At 66.6% G+C, this 22,339-nt stretch carries 15 protein-coding genes and 1 riboswitch; of the genes, 11 read left to right on the plus strand and 4 right to left on the minus strand.

The genetic code is table 11. From position 1 onward, the window contains the following. Nucleotides 1-158 precede the first annotated feature (158 nt). From Q9246_RS09950 to Q9246_RS09970, 5 genes are read left to right on the plus strand one after another with little or no spacing between them, the layout of a single operon-like run. Nucleotides 159-3,254, plus strand: a complete 3,096-nt coding sequence (locus tag Q9246_RS09950) for an efflux RND transporter permease subunit (RefSeq protein WP_306397390.1) — start codon at nucleotides 159-161, stop codon at nucleotides 3,252-3,254. Beyond that, nucleotides 3,251-6,520 carry an efflux RND transporter permease subunit gene (locus tag Q9246_RS09955; RefSeq protein ID WP_306397391.1) on the plus strand — a complete coding sequence of 1,090 codons (3,270 nt, stop codon included), beginning with the start codon at nucleotides 3,251-3,253 and terminating at the stop codon, nucleotides 6,518-6,520. The genes Q9246_RS09950 and Q9246_RS09955 overlap by 4 nt, the downstream gene beginning before the upstream one ends. Further along, nucleotides 6,517-7,962 (plus strand): efflux transporter outer membrane subunit, encoded by a 1,446-nt coding sequence (locus tag Q9246_RS09960; protein ID WP_306397392.1) that lies wholly within the window; start codon nucleotides 6,517-6,519, stop codon nucleotides 7,960-7,962. Before Q9246_RS09955 ends, Q9246_RS09960 begins: the two co-directional genes overlap by 4 nt. A 52-nt stretch (nucleotides 7,963-8,014) precedes the next feature. After that, nucleotides 8,015-8,974 (plus strand): HDOD domain-containing protein, encoded by a 960-nt coding sequence (locus tag Q9246_RS09965; RefSeq protein ID WP_306397393.1) that lies wholly within the window; start codon nucleotides 8,015-8,017, stop codon nucleotides 8,972-8,974. A gap of 38 nt (nucleotides 8,975-9,012) precedes the next feature. Continuing rightward, nucleotides 9,013-9,825 carry an EcsC family protein gene (locus Q9246_RS09970; protein WP_306397394.1) on the plus strand — a complete coding sequence of 271 codons (813 nt, stop codon included), beginning with the start codon at nucleotides 9,013-9,015 and terminating at the stop codon, nucleotides 9,823-9,825. 9 nt (nucleotides 9,826-9,834) lie between these two features. On the opposite strand, the gene Q9246_RS09975 is transcribed toward Q9246_RS09970, so the two are convergent. Next, nucleotides 9,835-11,142, minus strand: a complete 1,308-nt coding sequence (locus Q9246_RS09975; protein WP_306397395.1) for a GGDEF domain-containing protein — start codon at nucleotides 11,140-11,142, stop codon at nucleotides 9,835-9,837. Nucleotides 11,143-11,301: 159 nt separating this feature from the next. Between Q9246_RS09975 and Q9246_RS09980 the strand changes: the two genes are divergently transcribed. The 3 genes from Q9246_RS09980 to Q9246_RS09990 all read left to right on the plus strand — a co-directional run bounded on the left by Q9246_RS09980 (nucleotide 11,302) and on the right by Q9246_RS09990 (nucleotide 14,691). Continuing rightward, entirely contained in the window at nucleotides 11,302-13,449 is a 2,148-nt protein-coding gene (locus Q9246_RS09980; RefSeq protein ID WP_306397396.1) for a S46 family peptidase, read from the plus strand. 124 nt (nucleotides 13,450-13,573) lie between these two features. Beyond that, nucleotides 13,574-14,176, plus strand: coding sequence for a nicotinamide riboside transporter PnuC (gene pnuC, locus Q9246_RS09985; RefSeq protein ID WP_306397397.1), 603 nt, complete (start codon nucleotides 13,574-13,576; stop codon nucleotides 14,174-14,176). Next, the gene (locus Q9246_RS09990) at nucleotides 14,173-14,691 is read left to right on the plus strand and encodes an AAA family ATPase (protein ID WP_306397398.1); all 519 of its coding nucleotides are present in this window, start codon (nucleotides 14,173-14,175) and stop codon (nucleotides 14,689-14,691) included. Before pnuC ends, Q9246_RS09990 begins: the two co-directional genes overlap by 4 nt. A gap of 3 nt (nucleotides 14,692-14,694) precedes the next feature. Here Q9246_RS09990 and Q9246_RS09995 read toward each other — a convergent pair whose 3' ends face one another. Further along, nucleotides 14,695-15,834 (minus strand): hemin-degrading factor, encoded by a 1,140-nt coding sequence (locus Q9246_RS09995; RefSeq protein ID WP_306397399.1) that lies wholly within the window; start codon nucleotides 15,832-15,834, stop codon nucleotides 14,695-14,697. Nucleotides 15,835-16,101: 267 nt separating this feature from the next. Here Q9246_RS09995 and Q9246_RS10000 point away from each other — a divergent pair, with 267 nt between their 5' ends. Both Q9246_RS10000 and Q9246_RS10005 read left to right on the plus strand, forming a co-directional pair. Further along, nucleotides 16,102-17,070, plus strand: a complete 969-nt coding sequence (locus tag Q9246_RS10000) for an HDOD domain-containing protein (protein WP_306397400.1) — start codon at nucleotides 16,102-16,104, stop codon at nucleotides 17,068-17,070. A 154-nt stretch (nucleotides 17,071-17,224) separates the two neighbouring features. Beyond that, nucleotides 17,225-17,971 (plus strand): hypothetical protein, encoded by a 747-nt coding sequence (locus tag Q9246_RS10005; RefSeq protein WP_306397401.1) that lies wholly within the window; start codon nucleotides 17,225-17,227, stop codon nucleotides 17,969-17,971. Nucleotides 17,972-18,027: 56 nt separating this feature from the next. On the opposite strand, the gene Q9246_RS10010 is transcribed toward Q9246_RS10005, so the two are convergent. After that, complete coding sequence (locus Q9246_RS10010; RefSeq protein ID WP_306397402.1) at nucleotides 18,028-20,169, minus strand: TonB-dependent receptor; 2,142 nt, start codon at nucleotides 20,167-20,169, stop codon at nucleotides 18,028-18,030. An 81-nt stretch (nucleotides 20,170-20,250) separates the two neighbouring features. Beyond that, nucleotides 20,251-20,348: riboswitch (TPP riboswitch) on the minus strand. 71 nt (nucleotides 20,349-20,419) lie between these two features. Beyond that, nucleotides 20,420-21,313 carry a DUF535 family protein gene (locus Q9246_RS10015; protein ID WP_306397403.1) on the minus strand — a complete coding sequence of 298 codons (894 nt, stop codon included), beginning with the start codon at nucleotides 21,311-21,313 and terminating at the stop codon, nucleotides 20,420-20,422. Between the two features lie 310 nt (nucleotides 21,314-21,623). On the opposite strand from Q9246_RS10015, the gene Q9246_RS10020 reads away from it, so the two are divergent. Further along, nucleotides 21,624-22,331, plus strand: a complete 708-nt coding sequence (locus Q9246_RS10020; RefSeq protein WP_306397404.1) for a glutathione S-transferase — start codon at nucleotides 21,624-21,626, stop codon at nucleotides 22,329-22,331. Nucleotides 22,332-22,339: the final 8 nt, after the last annotated feature.

The following is a 22,339-nucleotide window of genomic DNA, read 5'->3' on the forward strand; positions in this document are numbered from 1 at the left end:
CTGGCCTCGGCAACCTGCGCCACCTTCCCGTCGTTCCCGCGCAGGCGGGAACCCAAGTTTGCCGGCATCTCCACTGCTCACGCAGCACTTGGGTTCCCGCCGGGCTGCCGCCGAGGCCGGGAACGACGTGGTGGCTGTGTTGATATCGGGGGCACGCGATGAGCCCCTCCACCCCCTTCATCAGCCGCCCGGTCGCCACCGCCTTGCTGATGCTGGCGATCGTGCTCTCGGGCCTGGTCGGCTACCGCTTCCTGCCCTTGTCGGCGCTGCCGCAGGTCGACTTCCCGACCATCCAGGTGCAGACGCTGTACCCAGGCGCCAGCCCGGAAGTGATGGCGCGCACCGTCACCGCTCCGCTGGAGCGCCAGTTCGGCCAGATGGCGGGCCTGACCCGCATGAGTTCCACCAGCGCCGCCGGCGTCTCGATCGTGACCTTGCAGTTCGCTCTGGGCGAGACGCTCGACGTGGCCGAACAGGAAGTGCAGGCCGCGATCAATGCCGGCGGCTCGCTGCTGCCGACCGACTTGCCGGCGCCGCCGGTCTACGCCAAGGTCAATCCGGCCGACGCGCCGGTGCTGACCCTGGCCATCACCTCCGACACGCTGCCGCTGACCGAGGTGCAGAACCTGGTCAATACCCGCCTGGCGCTCAAGATCAGCCAGGTCTCGGGCGTGGGCCAGGTCTCGCTGTCGGGCGGCCAGCGGCCCGCGGTGCGGATCCAGGCCGACACCGAGGCGCTCGCGTCTTATGGCCTGGGCCTGGACACGCTGCGCACCGCGATCACCGCCGCCAATGCCAACAGCGCCAAGGGCAGCTTCGATGGGCCGACCCGCTCGTATGCGATCAATGCCAACGACCAGCTGGTCACCGTGCCCGACTACCAGAACCTGATCGTCGCCTACCGCAACGGCGCGCCGGTCAAGCTGAGCGAGGTGGCGAACGTGGTCGACAGCGCCGAGAACGTGCGCCTGGGCGCCTGGGCCAATATGAAGCCGGCGATCATCCTCAACGTGCAGCGCCAGCCGGGCGCCAACGTAATCGCCACCGTGGACGCCATCAAGGCGCGCCTGCCCGAGCTGCAGGCCGGCCTGCCGACGGCCCTGCGCATGGACGTGCTGAGCGACCGCACCACCGGCATCCGGGCCTCGGTCAAGCACGTGCAGATCGAGCTGCTGCTGGCCGTGGTGCTGGTGGTGCTGGTGATCTTCGCCTTCCTGCACAGCCTGCGCGCGACCATCATCGCCAGCCTTGCCGTGCCGATCTCGCTGATCGGCAGTTTCGGCGTGATGTACCTGCTCGGCTACAGCCTCAATAACCTGTCGCTGATGGCGCTGACGATCGCCACCGGCTTCGTGGTCGACGATGCGATCGTCATGATCGAGAATATCGCGCGCTATATCGAGAAGGGCGAGAAGCCGATGGCGGCCGCGATCAAGGGTGCGACCCAGATCGGCTTCACCATCATCTCGCTGACCGTGTCGCTGATCGCGGTCCTGATTCCGCTGCTGTTCATGGGCGACGTGGTCGGTCGCCTGTTCCGCGAATTCGCGGTGACGCTGGCGATCACGATCCTGATCTCGGGCGTGGTGTCGCTGACCCTGGTGCCGATGATGGCGGCGCGCTGGCTACGCAGCCATGAACAGGAAAAGCCGGGCAAGTTCGCCGTCAGGTTCCAGGCCTTTTTTGATCGCGTCATCGAGCGCTACGACGTGATGCTGGGCTGGGTATTGAAACGCCAGGGCCTGACCCTGCTGGTAGCGCTGGGCACCCTGGTGCTGACCGCCCTGATGTGGATGATCATCCCCAAGGGCCTGTTCCCGACCCAGGACACCGGCCAGCTGCAGGCGCGGGTGCAGGCGCGGCAATCGATCTCGTACGCCGACATGGCAAAGCTGCAGCAAGAGGCTGCGCGCCAGATCATGCTTGATGCGGAAGTCGCTTCCGTCGCCTCGTATGTCGGCGTCGACGCCGCCAACAACACCATGCTGCATACCGGCACCATGCTGATCAACCTGAAGGCCGACCGCGGCGACCAGCTGGAGACCATGCAGCGGCTGCGCCAGCGCGTGGCCACCGTGCCGGGCCTGCAGCTGTTCCTGCAGCCGACGCAAGACCTGACCATCGACGCCGAGAGCGGCCCGACCCAGTACCGGCTGTCGATCGAAGGCGCGGACGAAAGCACCGTCAACGAGTGGGCGCGCAAGCTGACGCAAAGGATCGGCAGCCTGCCCGAGCTGCGCACTGCCGTCACCGACGCCGGCGCGACGGGCGCGGCCGCCTTCATCGACATCGACCGCGACACCGCCTCGCGCCTGTCGATCACGGCCGCCTCGATCGACGACGCGCTGTACAGCGCCTTCGGCCAGCGCATCGTGTCGACCATCTTCACCGAGACCAACCAGTACCGCGTGATCCTGGAAGCCCAGCAGGACGAAGCGATGTCGATCGCCGCCCTGGGCCGCCTGCAGCTGCGCACCGGTTCCGGCCAGCCGACACCCCTGTCGGCGATCGCCACCATCAGCGAGCGCCAGGCGCCGCTGCAGGTGATCCACGTGGCGCAATACCCGGCCGCGACGGTCGGCTTCGACACCGCCTCCGGCGCCTCGCTGGGCGACGCCGTGAGCGCGATCCGCGCTGCCGCCGAGGAGATCGGCATGCCGGCCTCGGTCAGCATGACCTTCCTCGGCGCGTCCGGCGCCTACGAGGCGTCGCTGTCGAACCAGCTGTGGCTGATCCTGGCTGCCGTCGTCTGCGTCTACATCGTGCTCGGCGTGCTCTATGAAAGCTACATCCACCCGATGACGATCCTGTCGACCCTGCCGTCGGCCGGCGTCGGCGCGCTGCTGGCGCTGTGGGTCAGCGGGCAGGGCCTGGGCGTGATCGGCATCATTGGCATCATCCTTCTGATCGGCATCGTCAAGAAGAACGCGATCATGATGATCGACTTCGCGATCGAGGCCGAGCGCGAGGAAGGAAAATCGCCGCTGGACGCGATCAGGCAGGCGGCGCTGCTGCGCTTCCGCCCGATCCTGATGACGACCCTCGCGGCGCTGTTCGCGGCCGTTCCGCTGATGCTGGGCACCGGCGAGGGCGCCGAGCTGCGCCGGCCGCTGGGCCTGGCCATCTTCGGTGGCCTGATCCTGAGCCAGCTGCTCACGCTGTTCACCACGCCGGTGATCTATCTGGCGTTCGACCGCACCGCGCGCCGCTGGACGGGTAAAGCGCCGCACAAGACGGAAGCGGCGGGAGCATGAATTTGTCGCGCCCCTTCGTCGAACGCCCGATCGCCACGGTCTTGCTGACCCTGGGCCTGGCGCTGGCCGGCATCGCAGCATACTTTGTGCTGCCGGTGGCGCCGCTGCCCCAGGTCGACTATCCGACGGTGTCGGTGTCGGCCTCGCTGCCGGGCGCTAGTCCGGAGACCATGGCGTCCAGCGTGGCCACACCGCTCGAGCGGCGCCTGGGCGTGATCGCCGGCGTCAACGAGATGACCTCGAGCAGCAGCACCGGCTCGACCCGCATCAACCTGCAATTCGAACTCAATCGCCAGATCGACGCCGCCGCCCGTGAAGTGCAGGCGGCGATCAATGCCTCGCGCGCCGACCTGCCGGCGACCCTGCGCAGCAATCCGACCTATCGCAAGGCCAACCCGTCGGATGCGCCGGTGATCATCCTGGCGCTGACATCCAAAACCAAGTCGCCGGCCCAGATCTATGAATCGGTATCGAACCTGGTGCAGCAGCGCCTGGCGCAAGTGAAAGGCGTGGGCGAGGTGGAGATCGGCGGCGGCTCGCTGCCCGCGGTGCGGGTCGAACTGGTGCCGTATTCGTTGAACCGCTATGGCGTCTCGGCCGAGGATGTGCGCGCCGCGATCCAGGCCAGCAACCCGAACCGCCCGAAGGGCGAGATCGACGGCAATGGCAACCGCCTGCAGATCTATTCGCAGCCGGCCGGCGGCGATGGCCGCAGCGCCAGCGATTACAAGGGCCTGATCGTGGCCTGGCGCGACGGCGCCGCCGTGCGCCTGTCCGACGTGGCCAATGTGTTCGACGGCCCGGAAAACGTCTATACCCTCGGCCTGTTCAACGGCCAGCCGGCCGTGATCGTGCTGGTCACGCGCCAGCCCGAGGCGAACGTGATCGAGACCGTGGACGGCATCCGCGAGCTGCTGCCGTCGCTGCAGGCCCAGCTGCCGGGCGACATCAACCTGGCGGTGGCATCGGACCGCACCAACTCGATCCGCGCGTCGCTGCACGAGATCGAGTTCACCCTGGTGCTGTCGATCGTGCTGGTGGTGGCGGTGGTCAGCGTATTCCTGCGCAGCCTGCGCGCCACCGTGGTGCCGGCGGTGGCCACCGTGGTCTCGCTGCTGGGCACCTTTGGCGTGATGTATGCGCTCGGCTTTTCGCTCAATAACCTGTCGCTGATGGCGCTGACGGTGGCGGCGGGCTTCGTTGTCGACGACGCCATCGTGGTGCTCGAGAATACCGCGCGCCATATCGAGAACGGCATGGACCGCATGCAGGCCGCGCTGCTGGGCGCGCGCGAAGTGGGCTTCACGGTGCTGTCGATCTCGCTGTCGCTGGTGGCCGTGTTCATCCCGCTGCTGTTCATGGGCGGGCAGGTGGGACGCTTGTTCCGCGAATTCGCCGTGACCCTGTCGGCGGCGGTGCTGATCTCGCTGGTAATCTCGCTCACCACCACGCCGATGATGTGCGCCTGGCTGCTGCGCAAGGAAGACAAGGACAAGCAGCCGGGCCGCCTGGCGCGCTGGTCCGAGAAGGGCTTTGCGCGCGTGCTGCGCGTCTACGAGCATGCGCTCGACTGGGCGCTCGACAGCAAGCTGCTGGTGATGATCATCCTGCTGTTTACGGTAGCGTTGAACGTCTACCTGTTCTCCAGTGCCCCCAAGGGCTTCTTCCCGCAGCAGGACTCGGGCCAGATGAATGGCGGCATTCGCGCCGACCAGAGCATCTCTTCCACGGCCATGCAGGCCAAGATCTACCAGCTGGTCGAGATCATCCGCAAGGATCCGGCGGTCGAGACGGTCGTGGCCTTCACCGGCGGTGGCCGTGCCGGCGGCGGCTTCATGTTCGTCAACCTGAAGCCGGTGGGCGAGCGCGACGTCGCGGCCCAGGCGGTGATCGCGCGCCTGCGGCCGCAGATGGCGAAGGTCACCGGCATCACGATCTTCCTGAACCCGGTGCAGGACTTGCGCATGGGCGGCCGCTCCAGCAATTCCACTTACCAGTACACGCTCAAGAGCGACAATGCCGAGGACTTGAAGGCATGGGCGACGCGCCTGGCCGAGGCCATGAAGGCGCAACCGGCGCTGGTCGACGTCGACACCGACCAGGCCGAGAACGGCGTGGAAACCTACGTCACCATCGACAAGGAGACGGCGGCGCGCATGGGCATCAGCACGCGCGACGTCACTAATGCCCTGTACAACGCCTTCGGCCAGCGCCAGGTGGCGAACATCTACGATGAGCTGAACCAGTACCACGTGGTGATGGGCGTGGCCCAGAAGTATGCGCAGTCGCCCGAGGCGCTCAAGGATGTCTACGTGCCAGCGCGGCCGACCGGCGGCGCGGCCAGCGCGGCCTCCACCAGCACCGGCCTTGCTGCCGCCACCGGCGCAGCCGGCGCCTCGACCTCGTCGACGGCCAACCTGACCGCGGCGCGCGATCCGTCCGGCGGCCAGGCCCTGGCAAGCAACGCCGCCACCATGGTTCCGCTGTCGGCGATCGCGCGCTTCGCCGAAAGCGCGACCCCGACCTCGGTCAGCCACCAGGACGGCGAGCTGGCGACCACGGTGTCGTACAACCTGAATCCGGGCTTCTCGCTGACCGACGGCGAGGCGGCGGTGCGCCAGGCCGAGGCCGACATCGGGATGCCGACCAATGTACGCGGCAGCTTCCAGGGCACGGCGGCGGCGGCGCAGGAGTCGAGCAAGGAACAGCCACTGCTGATCCTGGCCGCCATTGTCGTCATCTACATTGTGCTGGGCATCCTGTACGAAAGCCTCGTGCATCCGGTGACGGTGTTGTCCACCCTGCCGTCGGCCGGCGTGGGCGCGGTGCTGGCCCTGCTGCTGTTCAAGATGGAGTTCTCGATCATCGCCCTGATCGGGGTCTTCCTCCTGATAGGCATCGTCAAGAAGAACGCAATCCTGATCATCGACTTCGCGCTGGAGGCCGAGCGCGCGCGCGGCCTCTCGGCGATCGAGGCGGTGCGCGAAGCCTGCATGCTGCGCTTCCGCCCGATCCTGATGACGACCCTGGCCGCGGCCCTGGGCGCGCTGCCGCTGGCGATCGGCTTCGGCGAAGGCTCGGAGCTGCGCCGCCCACTGGGCATCGCCATCATCGGCGGCCTGGCCGCGAGCCAGCTCCTGACCCTGCTCACCACGCCGGTGGTCTACGTCCTGCTCGACAAGCTGCGCACCCGCAAACCCGACGAACACAACCTGACCCGTCACCCGCATGAAGGCGACACGGGTCCATCGCTGGCCAAACCATGATCCCTATGCGACACACGCTTCCCACCCGTCTCTCCCTGCTGGCACTTGCCGCCGCCTTGGCCGGCTGCGCCGTCGGACCCGCCTACGAGCGTCCCGCGCCGCTGCAGGCCGGCGCGGCGCTGCCGGAGACCTACAAGGAGGCCGAAGGCTGGGTGCCGGCCGCACCGGCCGACGCCCTCGCGCGCGGCCCCTGGTGGTCGCTGTTCGAAGATCCGGAACTCGACCGCCTGGCGAAACAGGTGGAGGCCGCCAACCAGAACGTGGCGGTGGCGGTCGCCAACTACGCCCAGGCGCGCGCGCTGGTGGCCCAGCAGCGCGCCTCGCTGTTCCCGGTGGTGTCGCTGGGCGCGGGCGCCGACCGTGCCGGCGGCGGTGACAATAGCGTCAACCGCGGTCCCGCCAATTCCTACCGCCTGCAGATCGGCGCCAGCTGGGAGCCGGACGTGTTCGGCCGCCTGCGCAATGCCGTGAGCGGGGCCGAGGCCAGCGCCCAGGCCACCGCCGCCGACCTGGCCAGCGCCGTCCTCGCGGCCCAGGGCGAACTGGCGATTAATTATTTCTCGCTGCGCCAGACCGATGCCCAGCGCGAGATGCTGGCCTCGACCATCGAAGGCTACGAGCGGGTGCTGCAAATCACCTCGAACCGCTTCGAGGCCGGCATCGCGGCCCGCTCCGACGTGCTGCAGGCCCAGACCCAGCTCGCCAATGCGCGCAGCGACGCCCTCGGCCTGCAAAACCAGCGCGCCCAGCTCGAGCACGCGATCGCGGTGCTGGTCGGCCAGACGCCGTCGACGTTCTCGCTGCCGAGCGCGCCATGGCATGTGTCGGTGCCGGACGTGCCGGTCGGCGTGCCGTCGACCCTGCTGCAGCGCCGGCCCGACATCGCCGCCTCCGAACGCGACGTGGCCGCCGCCAATGCCGACATCGGCGTCGCGCGCTCGGCGTATTTCCCCAACTTCGGCCTGTCGGCCAACTATGGCAATACCACCAGCCGGGTCGGTGACCTGTTCTCGGCGTCCGCCGCGGCCTGGTCGTTCGGCCTGTCGGCGGCCCAGACCATCTTCAATGCCGGCGCCACCCGCGCCAGCGTGGAAGGCGCCGAGGCGCGCCACCAGGCCACGGTGGCGCGCTACCGCCAGGTGGTGCTGGACGCCTTCGCCGCCGTCGAGAACGGCCTGTCGGCCACGCGCGTGCTGGAACAGCAGCAGCAATTGCGGGCCGAGGCGGCCGAGGCGGCCGGGTTGGTCGAGGAGCAGATCCTGAACCGCTACAAGGCGGGGCAGGTGAGCTATACCGAGGTGGTGCAGGCCCAGGTGACGGCGCTCAATGCGCGCCGCTCGCTGGTGCAGGTGCAGGCCGACCGCCAGACGGCGGCGGTGTCGCTGATCCAGGCGCTGGGCGGCGGCTGGCAGGAAGAGGCGCTGGCCACGGCCGCGCGCTGATCCGTGCGCCAGGCATTACAATGCTGCGATTATCGATAGTCGGGCACACGCCATGAAAAATTGGTTCAATCGCATGTTGAGCGGCGCCGAACAGGCGCCGGAGGCCGCCGCCCCGCAGGCCGAGGCGGCGGAAGAAGACTACGGCGTCCAGGTCGACGCCGCCTATTACCGCTGGCTGACCGCGTCCGGCGGCTACCAGGCCGGGCCGGAGGTCGAGGAACACCTGCTCGACCTGGTGCGCACGCTGGCGGCCGACCCGGTCGCGGCCAGCGGCCTGGTGCCGCGCGTGCCCGAGCTGATCCCCAAGCTGCTGCGCGACCTGGCCGACGACGAGGTCTCGACCGGCGACCTCGCGCGCCAGGTGGAGCAGGACCTGGTGCTGGTGGCCGAGGTGATCCGCGAAGCCAACAGCGCCTATTACCGGCCGCTGCAGGCAGTGAAGTCGCTCGACGCCGCCCTCATGATGATCGGCCAGAACGGCCTGCGCATGCTGCTGGCCCGAATCGCCTTCCGGCCGCTGATCAAGATGGCCGAGCAGGGCTTCGCGCGCCGCGCCGCGCCGCTGGTCTGGAACCAGTCCGAGAAATGCGCGCTGGCCTCGAGCCTGCTGGCGCCGGGACTGGGCGCGGGCGTATTCGAGGCCTACCTGGCCGGCCTGATGCAGAACCTGGGGCTGGTGGTGGCCTTCCGGCTGGCCGAACGGGCGGCGGAGTCGGGCAAGATTCCCGGTTCCAGCGAATTCGGCCGGCGCCTGTTCGACGTCAGCCGCGGCCTGTCGTCGACCATCGCCGCGCACTGGGAATTCCCGCCAGAGGTGGTAGAGGGCATCGCGGGTGTCGGCCGGCCGGACGCGCCGCCGCTGGCCCGCGCGCTCGAGCGGGGCGACCAGATCGCCAAGCTGCGGGTCCTGCTCGACGCCCATGTGCTGGACGAAGACGACACCCTCGTCACCGAGGGGCTGGACAGTTTCGAACGCCGTTGCCTTGGCAAGCTGACAGATTTGCCGGGTTGACCGACGCACCATCGCATCGCCTATCGAAGGAGATCGCCATGAAGATGAACGCCGAACACCTGGCCGAGCTGCACGAAGCCAAGCGCCTGCTCGAGAATCCCGGCCTGGCCGCGCGCATCAGCAACCTGGTCGGCTCGCCGATCGAGGCGGCCATCGAGCGCCTGCCGGCGCCGTGGCAGAAGCGCGTCGGCAGCGCCACCGAGAGCGCGCTCCAGCACGCGATGACGGGCGCGCTTTTCACCATGAAGGGCGAGGGCAAGGAGGCGTCCTACCCGCGCCTGCACAAATTCGCCGCCAGCGTGTCGGGCGGCGTGGGCGGCGCCTTCGGCCTGCCCGGCCTGCTGGTCGACCTGCCGCTATCGACCGTGATCATGCTGCGTTCGGTCGCCGAGATCGCGCGCGCCAACGGCGAGCGGCCGCAGGACGTGGAGACGCGGCTGGAATGCCTGCGCATCCTGGCCATGGGCGGACCAGGCGGCAACGACGATGCCGCCGATTCGGGTTATTTTGCGATGCGCATCGCGCTGGCGCGTGCGGTCAGCGAAGCGGCCCAGGCGCTGGCGGCGAAGTCGGTCAACGCCGCCACCGCGCCGGCCGTGCTGCGCCTGATCGCCACGGTCGCGGCGCGCTTCCAGGTGCACGTGACGCAAAAGGCGGCCGCGATGCTGGTGCCGGCGCTGGGCGCCGTGGGCGGCGCGACCATCAACCTGCTGTTCGTCGACCATTTCCAGAACATGAGTCGCGGGCATTTCGCCGTGCGGCGTCTGGAGCGCCTGTACGGCGAGGGGACGGTGCGGCGCGAATACGAGGCGATTGCCCTCGACAGCGGGCCGGTGGGGTTGCTCGCGTAACCGCCAACCCTACATGGCGGGACAAATCCGGTTGCGGCCAGTCTCCTTGGCCGTATATAACATCGCATCCGCCCGCAGGAACAACTCGTTCTCGCTGCGGTAGTCGGGAAACGCCGCCAATCCTCCACTGAACGAAAAGCGCCGCAGGTCACCAGGCGCAACCTGGAACTCGATCGCACAAAAAGCCTGGCGCAGCGCGTCCAGCCGCCGCCAGCCTTCCTTCAGCGTGCAATCCCAGAACACGACCACGAATTCCTCGCCGCCGAAGCGCGCCAGCAGGTCGCGCTCGGCCATCTGCGGCGCCAGGCACAGGCACAGGCGCTTGATGACGATGTCGCCGAAGTGGTGGCCCCAGGTGTCGTTGATGGTCTTGAACTTGTCGATGTCGATCACGCCGAAGGCGAGCGGCTTGCTCTCGAGCGTAGCGTGCCGGATCAGGTCTTGCGCCTTGCGCTGCAGGCCGACCTTGTTCAGCAAGCCCGTGGCGCGGTCCTTGCCGATCAGGTCCTTGCTGACGCGGATCCGGGCGGCGCGGTTCGCCAGCTGGGCCTCGACCATGCCGCCGCCGGCGTCGACCAGCACCGAATCGAAGCCGTCGTTCAGCGCGCGCCGCGCCAGCGCGTCGTCGGGATGGCGCAGCAAGAGCACGATCTCGCGCACCGGGTCGGCCTCGATATTCTTCTTCAGTACCCGCGCCAGGGCATCCAGGCGCCGGTATTCGTCGTCGGGTATCACGACCAGGTCGGGTTGCAATTCCTTGACGCGCAGGTGCAGGGTGGCGGCGTCCAGGTGGTGGACGACCTCGACGCGGTGCCCCAGCAGCGCCGCCGCGTCCAGGCCGGCCGGCGGCCCGAGATGGACCAGCGACACCAGGTCGCCGCGCCCCGTGCGCACGAACAGGTTGAACAGCTTGTCGACCAGGACGTCGTTGGCGATCCGCTTTTCGGCATAGGCCAGGCAGTTGCTGTCCACCAGGCGCTGCTGGAGCAGGAAGCGGCTGCCCTGGCGGCTCGACTGCAGATAGACGTATTCGTGGCCGCGCGGCAGGCGCGCGAGCAGCTCGCCCAGCATCAGGGTCTTGCGGCTGTCGTGCAGGTCGGCCTGCATATTGTGCAGGGCGTCGAGATCGATCACGAACAGGCTGCCGCCGCGGTCGGCCTCGACGGCGGCGGTGAATTCGGCCGCTTCGCTGAAAAAACGGATGTCAAAATCATATTTGTGCGCGTGCAGCAGCAGTTCGGCGCGGTTGTCCTTGATGAAGAAACTCTGTGAGAGGAAGAGGACCTGGTGTCGGTACAGGGGGGCCTCGGTGCTCATGTCTGCTTGCCTTCTTTTTGCATAATATGACATCCTGCCACGCCAATATGACGCGATGTTGACGCCGCCGGGATGGGTGTCGATACCCGGGAAAACCGCACGGGGATGACACAAGGGCGCTATACTCGCGGATTGCTTTTTTCATCCCGGGGATCCGTCTTGTTCAAATCGATCGTCCTGCCCGTCGCCATCGTCGGCCTGTCCGGCCTCGCAGGCGCCGCCTTCGCCGACGAAGGCCAGTGGCAACCGCACCAGCTGCCGCAACTGAAATCCGAACTCAAACGCATCGGCATCGCCATGCCGGCCGAGAAGCTGGCCGACCTGGGCAAGCATCCGATGAGCGCCATCGTCTCGCTGGGCGGCTGCTCGGCGTCCTTCGTGTCGCCCGACGGCCTCGTGGTGACCAACCACCACTGCGCCTACGGCGCCATCCAGCGCAACGCGACCCCCGAGAAGAACTACATCGTCGACGGCTTCCTGGCCAAGACGCGCGCCGACGAACTGCCGGGCGGCCCGAACACCCTGGTGTACGTGACCGAGAAGGTCGAGAACGTGACCGATCGCGTGCTCAAGGGCTTGAGCCCGGCCATGTCGGGCCGCGAGCGCCATGCGCTGGTCGAGTCGCGCATCAAGGCCCTGGTGGCGGAATGCGAAACCGACAAGTCCACGCGCTGCTCGGTGCCGGCCTTCCACCGGGGCCTGGAGTATTACCGCATCAAGCAGCTGATGATCCGCGACGTGCGCCTGGTGTACGCGCCGTCCGACCGCATCGGCAACTACGGCGGCGACATCGACAACTACGAATGGCCGCGCCACGTCGGCGACTACGCCTTCTATCGCGCCTACGTCGGCAAGGATGGCCGCCCGGCCGATCCGTCGCCCGACAACGTGCCGTACAAGTCGAAGGACTTCCTCGTTGTCTCGGCCGAAGGCCTGAAGAACGGCGATCCGATCCTGCTGGCCGGCTACCCGGGCCGCACCAGCCGCTACAAGCTGCCGGGAGAGATCCGCTTCGCGCGCGACGTCGACCTGCCGGCCAAGGCCGCGAGCATCACCGCCGACCTGTCGACGATCGCCGCCGCGACCCAGGGCAATCCTGCCTGGACCGTGCGCTATGCGAGTGTCGACAAGGGACTGAACAACGTGCTCAAGAAGACCAAGGGCCTGCTGGACGGCTTCGCGCGCAAGGACATCGCCGCCATCAAGGACGTGCAGGACGCCGAGTTCCGCGCCTGGCAGAAGACGCATGCGAACGGCAACGCGACGCTGCTGTCCGAACTGGATGCGGTGATCGCCCAGGACATGGCGCTGCAGCGCCAGGAAGCCGCCTGGCTCGAGGCCACCCACAGCGACCTGCTCAAGAGCGCGCGCACCCTGTACCGCCTGGCGCTGGAAAGCCAGAAGCCGGACGCCCAGCGCGAAAGCGGCTACCAGGAACGCGACCTCGGCTTCATCAAGGCGCGCCTGACCCGCCTCGAGCAATCGTTCGTGGGGGATGTGGACCAGGCGCGGTATGCCGCCGCGCTGGCGCGCTACGCCCGCATCGACGCTTCGGTGCGTCCGCAGGGCGTGGACGCGCTGGTGCCGGCGCACGACGCGCTGGCAGACCTGTACAAGGCCAGCGAGTTGTCGGACACCGCCAGGCGCCTGGCCTGGATCGGCAAGTCGCCCGACGCATTCCGCTCTTCCCGCGATCCGTTCATCGTCCTGGCCGTGCGCCTTTACGATGCCGGCATGGCGCTGGAAGAGCGCCGCAACGAGATCGACGGCAACCTGGAGCGCGTGATCCCGCAATACATGTCGGCCGTGATCGCATGGAAGAAGTCGCAGGGCAAGCCGGTCTACCCGGACGCCAACTCGACCTTGCGCGTGACCTACGGCACCGTATCGCCATTCTCGCCGCGCGATGGCCTGGTCAAGGGCCCGTTCACCACGGTCGAAGGCATCCTCGAGAAGGAAACCGGCAAGGATCCGTTCATCGTGCCGGCTGGGCTCAAGGAAGCGATCCAGGGCAAGCGCTACGGCGTGTTCAAGGATCCGGCGCTGGGCACGGTGCCGGTCAACTTCCTGTCGAGCGCCGATACCACGGGCGGCAACTCGGGGTCGGCCGTCATGAACGGGAAGGGCGAGCTGGTGGGCCTGAACTTCGACTCGACCTATGAATCGATCACCAAGGACTGGTACTTCGACACCGCCATCACGCGCGCGATCCACGTCGACATCCGCTACATGCTGTGGGTGATGAAGGAAGTCGACCACGCCGACAACCTGCTCAAGGAAATGACGATCAAGTATCCGAAGAAGTAATTTCGGCCACCAGCCCCCTGCACGTCGTTCCCGCGGAGGCGGGAACCCAAGTTTGCATGCGCCTCGAAAGCGCTGACAAACTTAGGTTCCCGCCTGCGCGGGAACGACGGTTCATCTGCCAACAATGAACGAACCCCTCATCATCGCCGGCCTCACGACCTCGCCGCTGGAGCTCATCTCCTTCCTGCTGGCCGTCACCACCGTCATCCTCAACATCCGCCAGAAGCACTGGGCCTGGCTGTTCTCGATCGCCTCGTCCGCGACCTATGCGGTGGTGTTCTACGACGCGCGCCTGTACGGCGACATGGGGCTGCAGTTCGTCTTCATCGCAGCCTCGGTCTGGGGCTGGTACCAGTGGCTGCATGGCGCCGAGGGTAATACAGCGGCGCCATTGGTGCCGACTTTCCTCGCGCCGAGCCGTCGCGTGTGGGCGGTGGCCGCATGGCTGGCGGGCTTCGTGCTGCTCTCGACCTTCCTCGACAACTTCACCGACACCGACGTGCCGCACGCGGACGGCTTCCTGACCGCCGGCAGCCTGGTAGGCCAGCTGCTGCTGGCGAAGAAGAAGGTCGAGAACTGGCATGTGTGGATCGCGGTCGACGTGCTGTACGTCGGCCTCTACCTGTACAAGGGCCTGGTGCTGACCGCGGTGCTGTACGGGATATTCGTGCTGCTGGCGATCGCCGGCCTGCGAACCTGGTCGGCGCTGGCGCGGGAGCGGCGATGAACCCGGTGCAGCGGGTGGCGATCCTGGGCGCCGAATCATCCGGCAAGTCGACCCTGGCCGAGGCGCTGGGGCGCCGCTACGGCACACGGTGGGTGCCCGAATACCTGCGTGAATTCGTCGATACGCTGGGACGTGTACCGCACGAGGACGACCAGTACGGCATCGCACTGACCCAGCGCGCACGCGAGGATGCGGCGGCAGCGGAAGCACGGCGCTTCCTGTTCTGCGACACCACGCCCCTGATGACAGCGCTTTACAGCAGGGTGTACTGGGAACGGGTGGATGCGCAGCTGGCGGCGCTCGACGCGCGCCACGACTATGCCTGGACCTTCGTCACGGCGCCGGATACGCCGTGGGAACCGGATGGCCTGCAGCGCGAATCGGAGGCGGTGCGCCAGATGGTGCACCGGATGCTGGTCGAGACGCTGGCGGAACGCGGCATCTTCTATACGCTATTGGAAGGCGGCCTGCCGCACCGGATGCGGCAGGTCGAAGGGGTGCTCGGCCAGCCTTGATCCTCAGGTCTTCGGCAAGCTCGCGGCCAGGTCGAGCCACGATTGCGGCTGCGGCTTGCCGCGCTCGCGCACGCCGAAGAAGGTCACCACCAGCTCGCCCTGGTCGTCGAAGAACTCGACCGAGGTGACGCCGGCGCGGCGCACCACGTAGCCGCTGCGCAGCGCGCTGTCGCGCAGGTGCAGGTTGAAGTCGGGGTCGAGCACATTGAACCAGCCTTCGGCCGCCGTCACCTTGTTCACCTTGCCGCTATAGATCTGGGTCAGGGCGCCGTTGCCGAGGAAGGCCATGATGGCCACCTGGTTTTTCGCGGCGTCTTCCAGCAGCTTGCGCACCGCCTGCGGCGCGACCGGTTGCACCACGCCGCCAGGCGCCAGGCGCAGCGCCTGTTCGCGCGTGAGACCGAACTCGGACACGATGCGGTTGAACTGGTGGACGTCGGTCATCTCTTGCCAGGCGGTCTGGAATTCCTTGATGTCGATCGCGCTGTCCGGCTTGACGGCTGGCTTGGGCGCAGGCGGCGTCACATCCAGTTGCGCGCCCTGGCTCGGGTTGCGGAAGTCGCGCACCAGCTTGTCGAACACCGCGATATTGGCGTCGTCGCGAAGGTAGAGCTTGTGCACGGCATCGCCATGGGCGTCGAAGAATTGCAGGCTGCGGTTGACGGCGCCATCGCGGCCCGGTTGCGTCACGGCGAAGGCGTACTTCCATTTTGCGAACTGGAAGCGCAGGTCGATCGGGCCGCCCAGGTAGCCGCCGGCGATGTTCAGGTTGCGCGCTTCGCGCTCGGCCTCGTCGGCGCTGGCTTTCTCGGCCTGCTTCGGGATGCGCATGGCCACGCCGGTGGTCTCGATCACGCCGTTCTCGTTGCGGGTCAGCGCCATCACCTTGCCCAGGTCGAGGGCGCGGCGCATGATCTCGCGCGGGGCGTGGTCGGCTTCCTTCAGTCGCACCACGGTGCTGCCGATGCTTGTTGCGAGCAGCTCGGCTTCGGACACCTTCAGCTGGCGCGCGGCGTCGCGCGTCTGCAGGCGCGGCTCCTTGGCCTTCAGCGCATTCCACTGTTCCAGCAATTGCGGGCTGGCGTGGGCGGGGATGACTGCCAGGGCGATGGCGGCGGCCAGGATGTGACGGGTGAGTTTCATGTTCAGGGGGCTCCTTATTCAATTGCCCATGCTCCGCCAGGCACGCCTGCGTGGGCAGGCATGCTAAGCGAGCTAATCATTGCGAATGATTCGCGTTTCATTCGCATATTAAATGATAATGATTATCATTTGCAATATGGGGGAAGTCGATTTTTTCCACGCACGCCAGTCCAGTCTTGACGAACGATAAATCTTTACAAGAGCATGACTATTTGTTTCTGTAAGGCATTACAATGAAGGGATTTTTCGAACGTAGAGCGGGGCGCTATGAAAAACTGGATTGGACGCATGCTGGGCGGTTCAGGTAAAGAGGCGGAGGCTGCGGCCGTCGTCAGCGCGCCGGCGACGATCGAAAACGACGAAGAAATGGCGAACCAGGTGCACGCCACCTACTACCGCTGGCTGACCGCCTCCAGCGGCTTCAACGCCACGCCGGAACAGGAAGCGCAGATCCTGGCCGAGGTGCGCTCGCTGGCCGCCGATCCCGTCTGCGCGTCGGGACTGGTGCCGCGCATCCCCGAGCTGGTGTCGCAGCTGCTCACCGCGCTATCCGACGAAAACATCTCGACCAGCGCCCTGTCGGCCCAGGTGGGCCGCGACCTGGTGCTGGTGGCCGAAGTGATCCGCGAGGCCAACAGCGCCTATTACCGCCCGATGACCCCGATCGAGACCCTGGAAGGCGCGGTGACGATGCTCGGCCTGAACGGCCTGCGCATGCTGCTGGCGCGAATCGCCTTCCGGCCGCTGGTGCGGGTGAAGGTACAGGGCGTGGCGCGCCAGGTGGCTCCCAACGTCTGGAAGCACTCCGAGCGCTGCGCCTTTGCGGCCAGCGTGATGGCGCCGGGCCTGTCGGCCGGCGTGTTCGAATCCTACCTGGCCGGCCTGATGCAGAATCTCGGCCTGCAGGTCGCGTTCCAGGTGGCCGACCGCATTTGCGAAGGCAAGGTGCCCGGCTCCAGCGAATTCGGCATCGAGCTGTTCGCGGCCAGCCGCCAGCTGTCGTCGGTGATCGCCAATCACTGGGATTTCCCGCCCGAGGTGGTGGAGGCAATCGAGCAGGCGGGCGAAGCGGATGGCCCGCACCTGGCGCAGGCCCTGGCCCAGGGCGACCGCATCGCCAAGCTGCGGCTGTTGCTCGATGCCGAGGTGATCGAGGAAGACGACACGCTGATTACGCAAGGGTTGAATGGGTTCCAGCGGCGGTGCCTGGGTAAGCTGAAGGATTTGTCGGATTAGGTACGTGGCGCCAGCTCTTTTTCGCACGCGTTTCGTACTGCATCAATAGTTCTTGATGCCAAATACATACTGCATGGACACCCATTCAGTTCGCCTTTACGATTCCTTCCGGTTAATTGATCACGTATCGTGAACTGAGGGCGGACGCAGGTCGATGCAAAAACACGGCTTCGTGTTTTGTCCGCATTCCATCATTCTCGGAGGGCGTATGCTCAGGAAACTCTTTGCAGCACTTGGCATGGCGGTAGCGTCAGGTAGCGCCGTGGCTTCGACCGGGCTCCACAATCCATATGCGGAGTCGCACGTTAATTTCATGTACAACCTGCTGTTCTGCGACGATCTGGCACTGTTTGACGGGCAGGACGGCAAGCGGAGTGACGGCCTGCTATCGTCAGTCCTCGCCGAATCGGCTAGTGCAGAAAGTCTTCTCGACATCGCGCGCGACGACAAGAACGAGGGAAGGATACGTGCAGTCGCCTATCACCGGCTGCGCATGCTGGGCAAGACGGGTCTGTCAAAAGAGCTGTTGGGCGTCATCGTCGAGGTTCCTCTTGAAGGCGGACTGGACGTGCTGGCTGCATTTAGCGAAGGAGGCGTGCGCTATCTGAACCAATCCGGGAAAGTGCTTGTCGTTGAGGGAGAGAACACACCTGTTTCGCAACGGGCTAGAGAACTCATCGCGGTCTCACGTCCAGTCATCGACAAGATCGGCCCATGGGAAGAGGATCGTTTACCGCCGCCGAAAGCGGGAAACATCCGCATTACATTCCTTGTCTCGGATGGGCTTTATTTCGGCGAGGGTTCCGCCGAAATTTTCCGGAACGACGAGATGGCTGGACCGGTTTTGGCGAAGGCCACGCAACTGCTCCAGGAAGCTGTCAAACTCGGTACGGAAAAATAAGGAACCTGTCCTCGTGTGCGCTGCAGCGAACACGAGGACATCGTTCTCAGCCCAGATCAGAAATCGATCTGCGCCGACACCCTGAACGTCCGCGGCGCCCCCGGCAGCAGATACCCGCCCAGCGACTGCGTCACATCGCGCCAGTAGAACTTGTCGAAAGCATTGTCCACCCGCGCCCGGATGACCGTGTTCAGCCCTCCCGCGCGCAGCAGGTAGGACGCGCCGAAGCCCGCCACGTGATACCCCGGCACCTTCACCCGATTGGCCGGATCGAACACCTTATTGCCCGAATACTGCCACTGCGCGTCCAGCTTCAGTCCCGCCACCTGTGGCACCGCGTACTCGATCCACGCGGTCGTGCGCAGCTCCGGCACATTGGTCACGCGCTTGCCTTCGGTCGCCGCGTCGCCCGTGTCCTTCTGGTCGGTGTCGAGCGCCATCAGCGACAGGCTGTAGTTCAGGCTAGGCGTGGCCTTGCCCATCGCCGACAGTTCGACCCCGCGGTGCGTCTGCTCGCCGGCGCGCACGAAGGTGTTGGCTGCGTTCGTGTATTCCAGGCCCTGGCGGATCTCGAACAGCGCGCCGGACAAGGCCAGTTGCTCGTTCACGTTGCGCTTGACGCCGAACTCCAGCTGCTTCGAGCGGCTCGGCGGCAGGGCGGTGTTCTGGTTGCTGGTCTCCATCGGCGCGATGCCGCCATACTGCAGGCCATGGCTGATCGAGCCATACACGCGCCAGTCGCGGGCCGGCGCATACACCAGCGCCACGTTCGGCAGCGCGAACGAGTCCTTCGCGTGCACCCAGCCGCCGTCGATCTCTTCCAGCGCGTCGAGCTCCAGCTTCACGTACCGCACGCCGGCGTGCAGCGACAGTTGCGGCGACAAGGTCATGACGTCCTGCACGAACAGCGAGCGCTCCTGGGTCGCGCGCCGTTCCATCACCGGGCCGGTCACGCGGTCGCTTGCCACCGGCGGCACGACCGTCGGGTTCCAGATATTGCTGGAGCCGACGTAGTCGTAGACGTACTCGCCGAAGCTGTCGTGGCGTTCGGCATACGAGGCGCCGACCGTCAAAGCATGGCGCACCGCGCCGGTGCCGAAGCGGCCCTGCAGCATCGCCTGCAGGCCCCAAGGCGTCTTGCGTTCGCCCGTGCTCTGGAAGTCATACACATCGTAGTCGCCATTCGAGCAGTAGCCCGGATAGAAGCCGTCGCCCTCGTTGCTGCAGCCGTAAGGGAAGGCGGTGAAGTCATCGCGCTTGAACCAGTGCTTGTTGGCGCTGACGGTGGCGTTCCAGGCGTCGTTGAGGCGGTACTCGAAGCGCAGGCCCAGGTTGCTGCTGTCGGTATCGACCGGCTTGGTCCACGGCTGGTCGTTGAGCAGGGTCTTGGCCGAGATACCCGTCGGCAGGACTTCGTCGCGGATCAGCTGGTAGCCCGGCGCCGTGACCTGCGCCTTGTGCTGGTGGTCGAGGTCGATCTGGAACAGCGCGTCCGGCGTGATCTGCCAGTCGAAGGCGGCCGAGACGAACTGGCGCTCGCCGTCGGCGCCGCGCACATACGATTTCAGGTCTTCGGCTGCGGCATTGATGCGGTAGCCGAAGCGGCGGTCCGCGAAGCGGCCGCCCAGGTCGACCGCGCCATACACGGTGCCGCGCTCGCGCACTTCCACCGTGGCCTGGCGCAGCGGCGCACTGGTCGGACGTTTGGTGACGAAGTTGATCATGCCGCCCGGCGCCGCGACGCCGGCCTGCAGGCCCGCCAGGCCGCGCAGCACCTCGATGCGTTCCTTGTTCTCGAGCGGGATTTGCGTGTCGCCCGAGATCGCGATCATGTCCTTGCGGTAGCTGGTCGCGTTGTCGAGCGCGAAGCCGCGGATCGAGAACTGCTCGGCGTAGCCGATCGCATTGTAGGCGTCGCCGATCGAGGCGTCGTAGCGGGCGGCGTCGGTGGCGCTGCGGATCGACAGGTCCTGCATCTGGCCCTGGCTGATCGAGGTGATCGAGGCTGGGGCATCGAGCAGCTGGACGTCGGAGAAGCCGCCGACGCTGGCGCGGTCGAGGGCGATCCATTTGCTGCCGGTGACGACCACCGAGGCGACTGGATTGTCCGGCTGCGCCTGCGCGGCGGCCTCGGACGACAGGGAAAACGCCTGCACGACGGCGCAGGCGAGGATGGTGTGCTTCGTGGTGAATGTCATGGTTTGCTCGTGTTCGCGCGCCACGCGGCGCGCTGCTTTTATCAAAGCCGGAGCCAACGTGGGGGAAGGGCAAACGAATGGGGGTGCTGCTTTGCGCTTTCCTTCGCTGGCATTATCCAGATCAGGTACGAAGGGTATCTCTCACCCGGAACAAAGTTCCAGGACCCCTAGCGAAGGCGCGAGTGTACCACGGCCGCGCGCGGCCGTGGTGAATCTGGCAAGCCTGCGACGGCAGGCTGTTTGCGGCCGATCAGGCCTTGGCGGCCGACGGCGCTTCGGCCGGCGCCGGTGCGACGGCGGCCGGCGTCAGCATATGGCGCAGCAGGACGCTGCGCGCCGCGTCGCCGATGGCGCGCCAGTGTTCGCGGCGCTGGGCCGCGCGCTTGCGGTGCTTGGACGGCATGTCCTGCAAGGGCTTCAGGTAGAACGGCAGCGGCACGAGGAAGCTGCGCGCATCCAGTTCGGCGCCGCCCAGGATGCGCCAGAAACCGTCATAGCCGTTCTCGAAGGCCTTGTCTTGCGCCGCCTCGTAGGCGACGTGGGCGTTGCCGCGCACCGCCACCACGCGGTCGAAGCCCAGCGCCTGGGCCGCACCCTGCAGGGCGGCGAAGCAGAAGAAGCTGGGCGAATTATTGGGGAATACGCGCTCGAAGGCCTCGAAGGCCCCGCCGGCGTCGCGCCACAGGCCCGCGTTGCGGGTGACGAAGGGGACGACCGGCAGGTCGACGCCGACTACCGCGCCCTCGACCCAGGTCCAGGACAGGCGGTGCAGCACCTTGCCGTCGGCGAGCAGGGACAGCGTCAGCTCGCCTTCCGGGTCGATGCGCGGCGCATGCTCGAGCCGCAGGACAAAGCTGCCGCCGTCCTCCTCGTGCTGCCACAGCACCAGGCCGTCGTGGTGCACGGCCTGGCGGTAGGCGCCGTTGAAGATCGCGTCCTCGAAACGGTAATGGGCCAGCACGCAGCGCATGCGCTCGCGCACGCCCAGGCCGCGCGCCAGGTAGTCGCGGCCGCTCACGCGGCGGAACAGGTCGTCGTCGGGCGCGTTTTCAAGACGGCGCAGCAGCTTCAGGCGGGACAGGGACTGGTGCTCGCGCCAATAGCGCAGCGCATGCCAGCGTTGGGTCAATCGAGCGAAGATCATCGAGCGCTCCATTCGGCTTAAAAGGACGTGTACTCCTGCCCACCACGGGATGGTGGACCATGCTCAGCGCAATGGCAAGAAACAATTCCGCTGTGCAATTATGTGCCGAATTGCTAACTCGTGCCCGGAGGCAGTGCAAATAGTAGTGGGGAACCAAGGCGGACGTGGTCGGTCATGATGCTCTCTCTGGACGTTATGACTTATGGTTGTTTTTAGGCATGCACGACAAGACTACCATGTTTGCGGCGCGCCACGCTTCTTCATTCATCATCGATAATGCGCCGGAACCAACCAGCATTGGAGGCAACCGATGGCGTATGAACTGTTTTATTGGCCGACCATCCAGGGCCGCGGCGAATTCGTCCGTCTGGCGCTGGAAGAAGCGGGCGCCGACTACGTCGACGTGGCGCGCCGCGAAGGCGGCGTCGATCTGTTGATGGCGGCGCTCGAGGTCGAGGAATACCCGGCCTTCGCGCCGCCCTTCCTGAAGGCCGGCGAGCTGGTGATCGGCCAGGTGGCCAACATCCTGCTCTACCTGGGCGAGCAGCATGGCCTGGCGCCGCGCACCGATCCGGGCCGCCTGTGGGTGCACCAGCTGCAGCTGACCATCGCCGACCTGGTGACCGAGGCCCACGACAGCCACCACCCGATCGCGTCCGCGTTGTACTACGAAGACCAGAAGCCCGAGGCGCTGCGCCGTTCGGCCGATTTCGTCGAGGCGCGCATCCCCAAGTTCATGGCCTATTTCGCGCGCCTGCTGTCCAACCCGGAACCGCGCGACTACCTCACCGGCGACAAGCTGACCTATGCCGACCTGTCGCTGTTCCAGGTCATCGACGGCTTGCGCTATGCCTTCCCGAACGCGATGAAGAAGATCGAGCAGGAGCATCCTGAACTCACCGGCCTGCGCGACCGGGTCGCCGCGCGGCCGAACATCGCGGCCTACCTGGCGTCCGAGCGGCGGATTCCGTTCAACCAGGAAGGCATCTTCCGCCGCTATCCGGAGCTCGACCAGTAGGCCGCAAT

Origin of the sequence: Telluria beijingensis (assembly GCF_030770395.1) — a bacterium.
Lineage (GTDB): Bacteria > Pseudomonadota > Gammaproteobacteria > Burkholderiales > Burkholderiaceae_D > Telluria > Telluria beijingensis.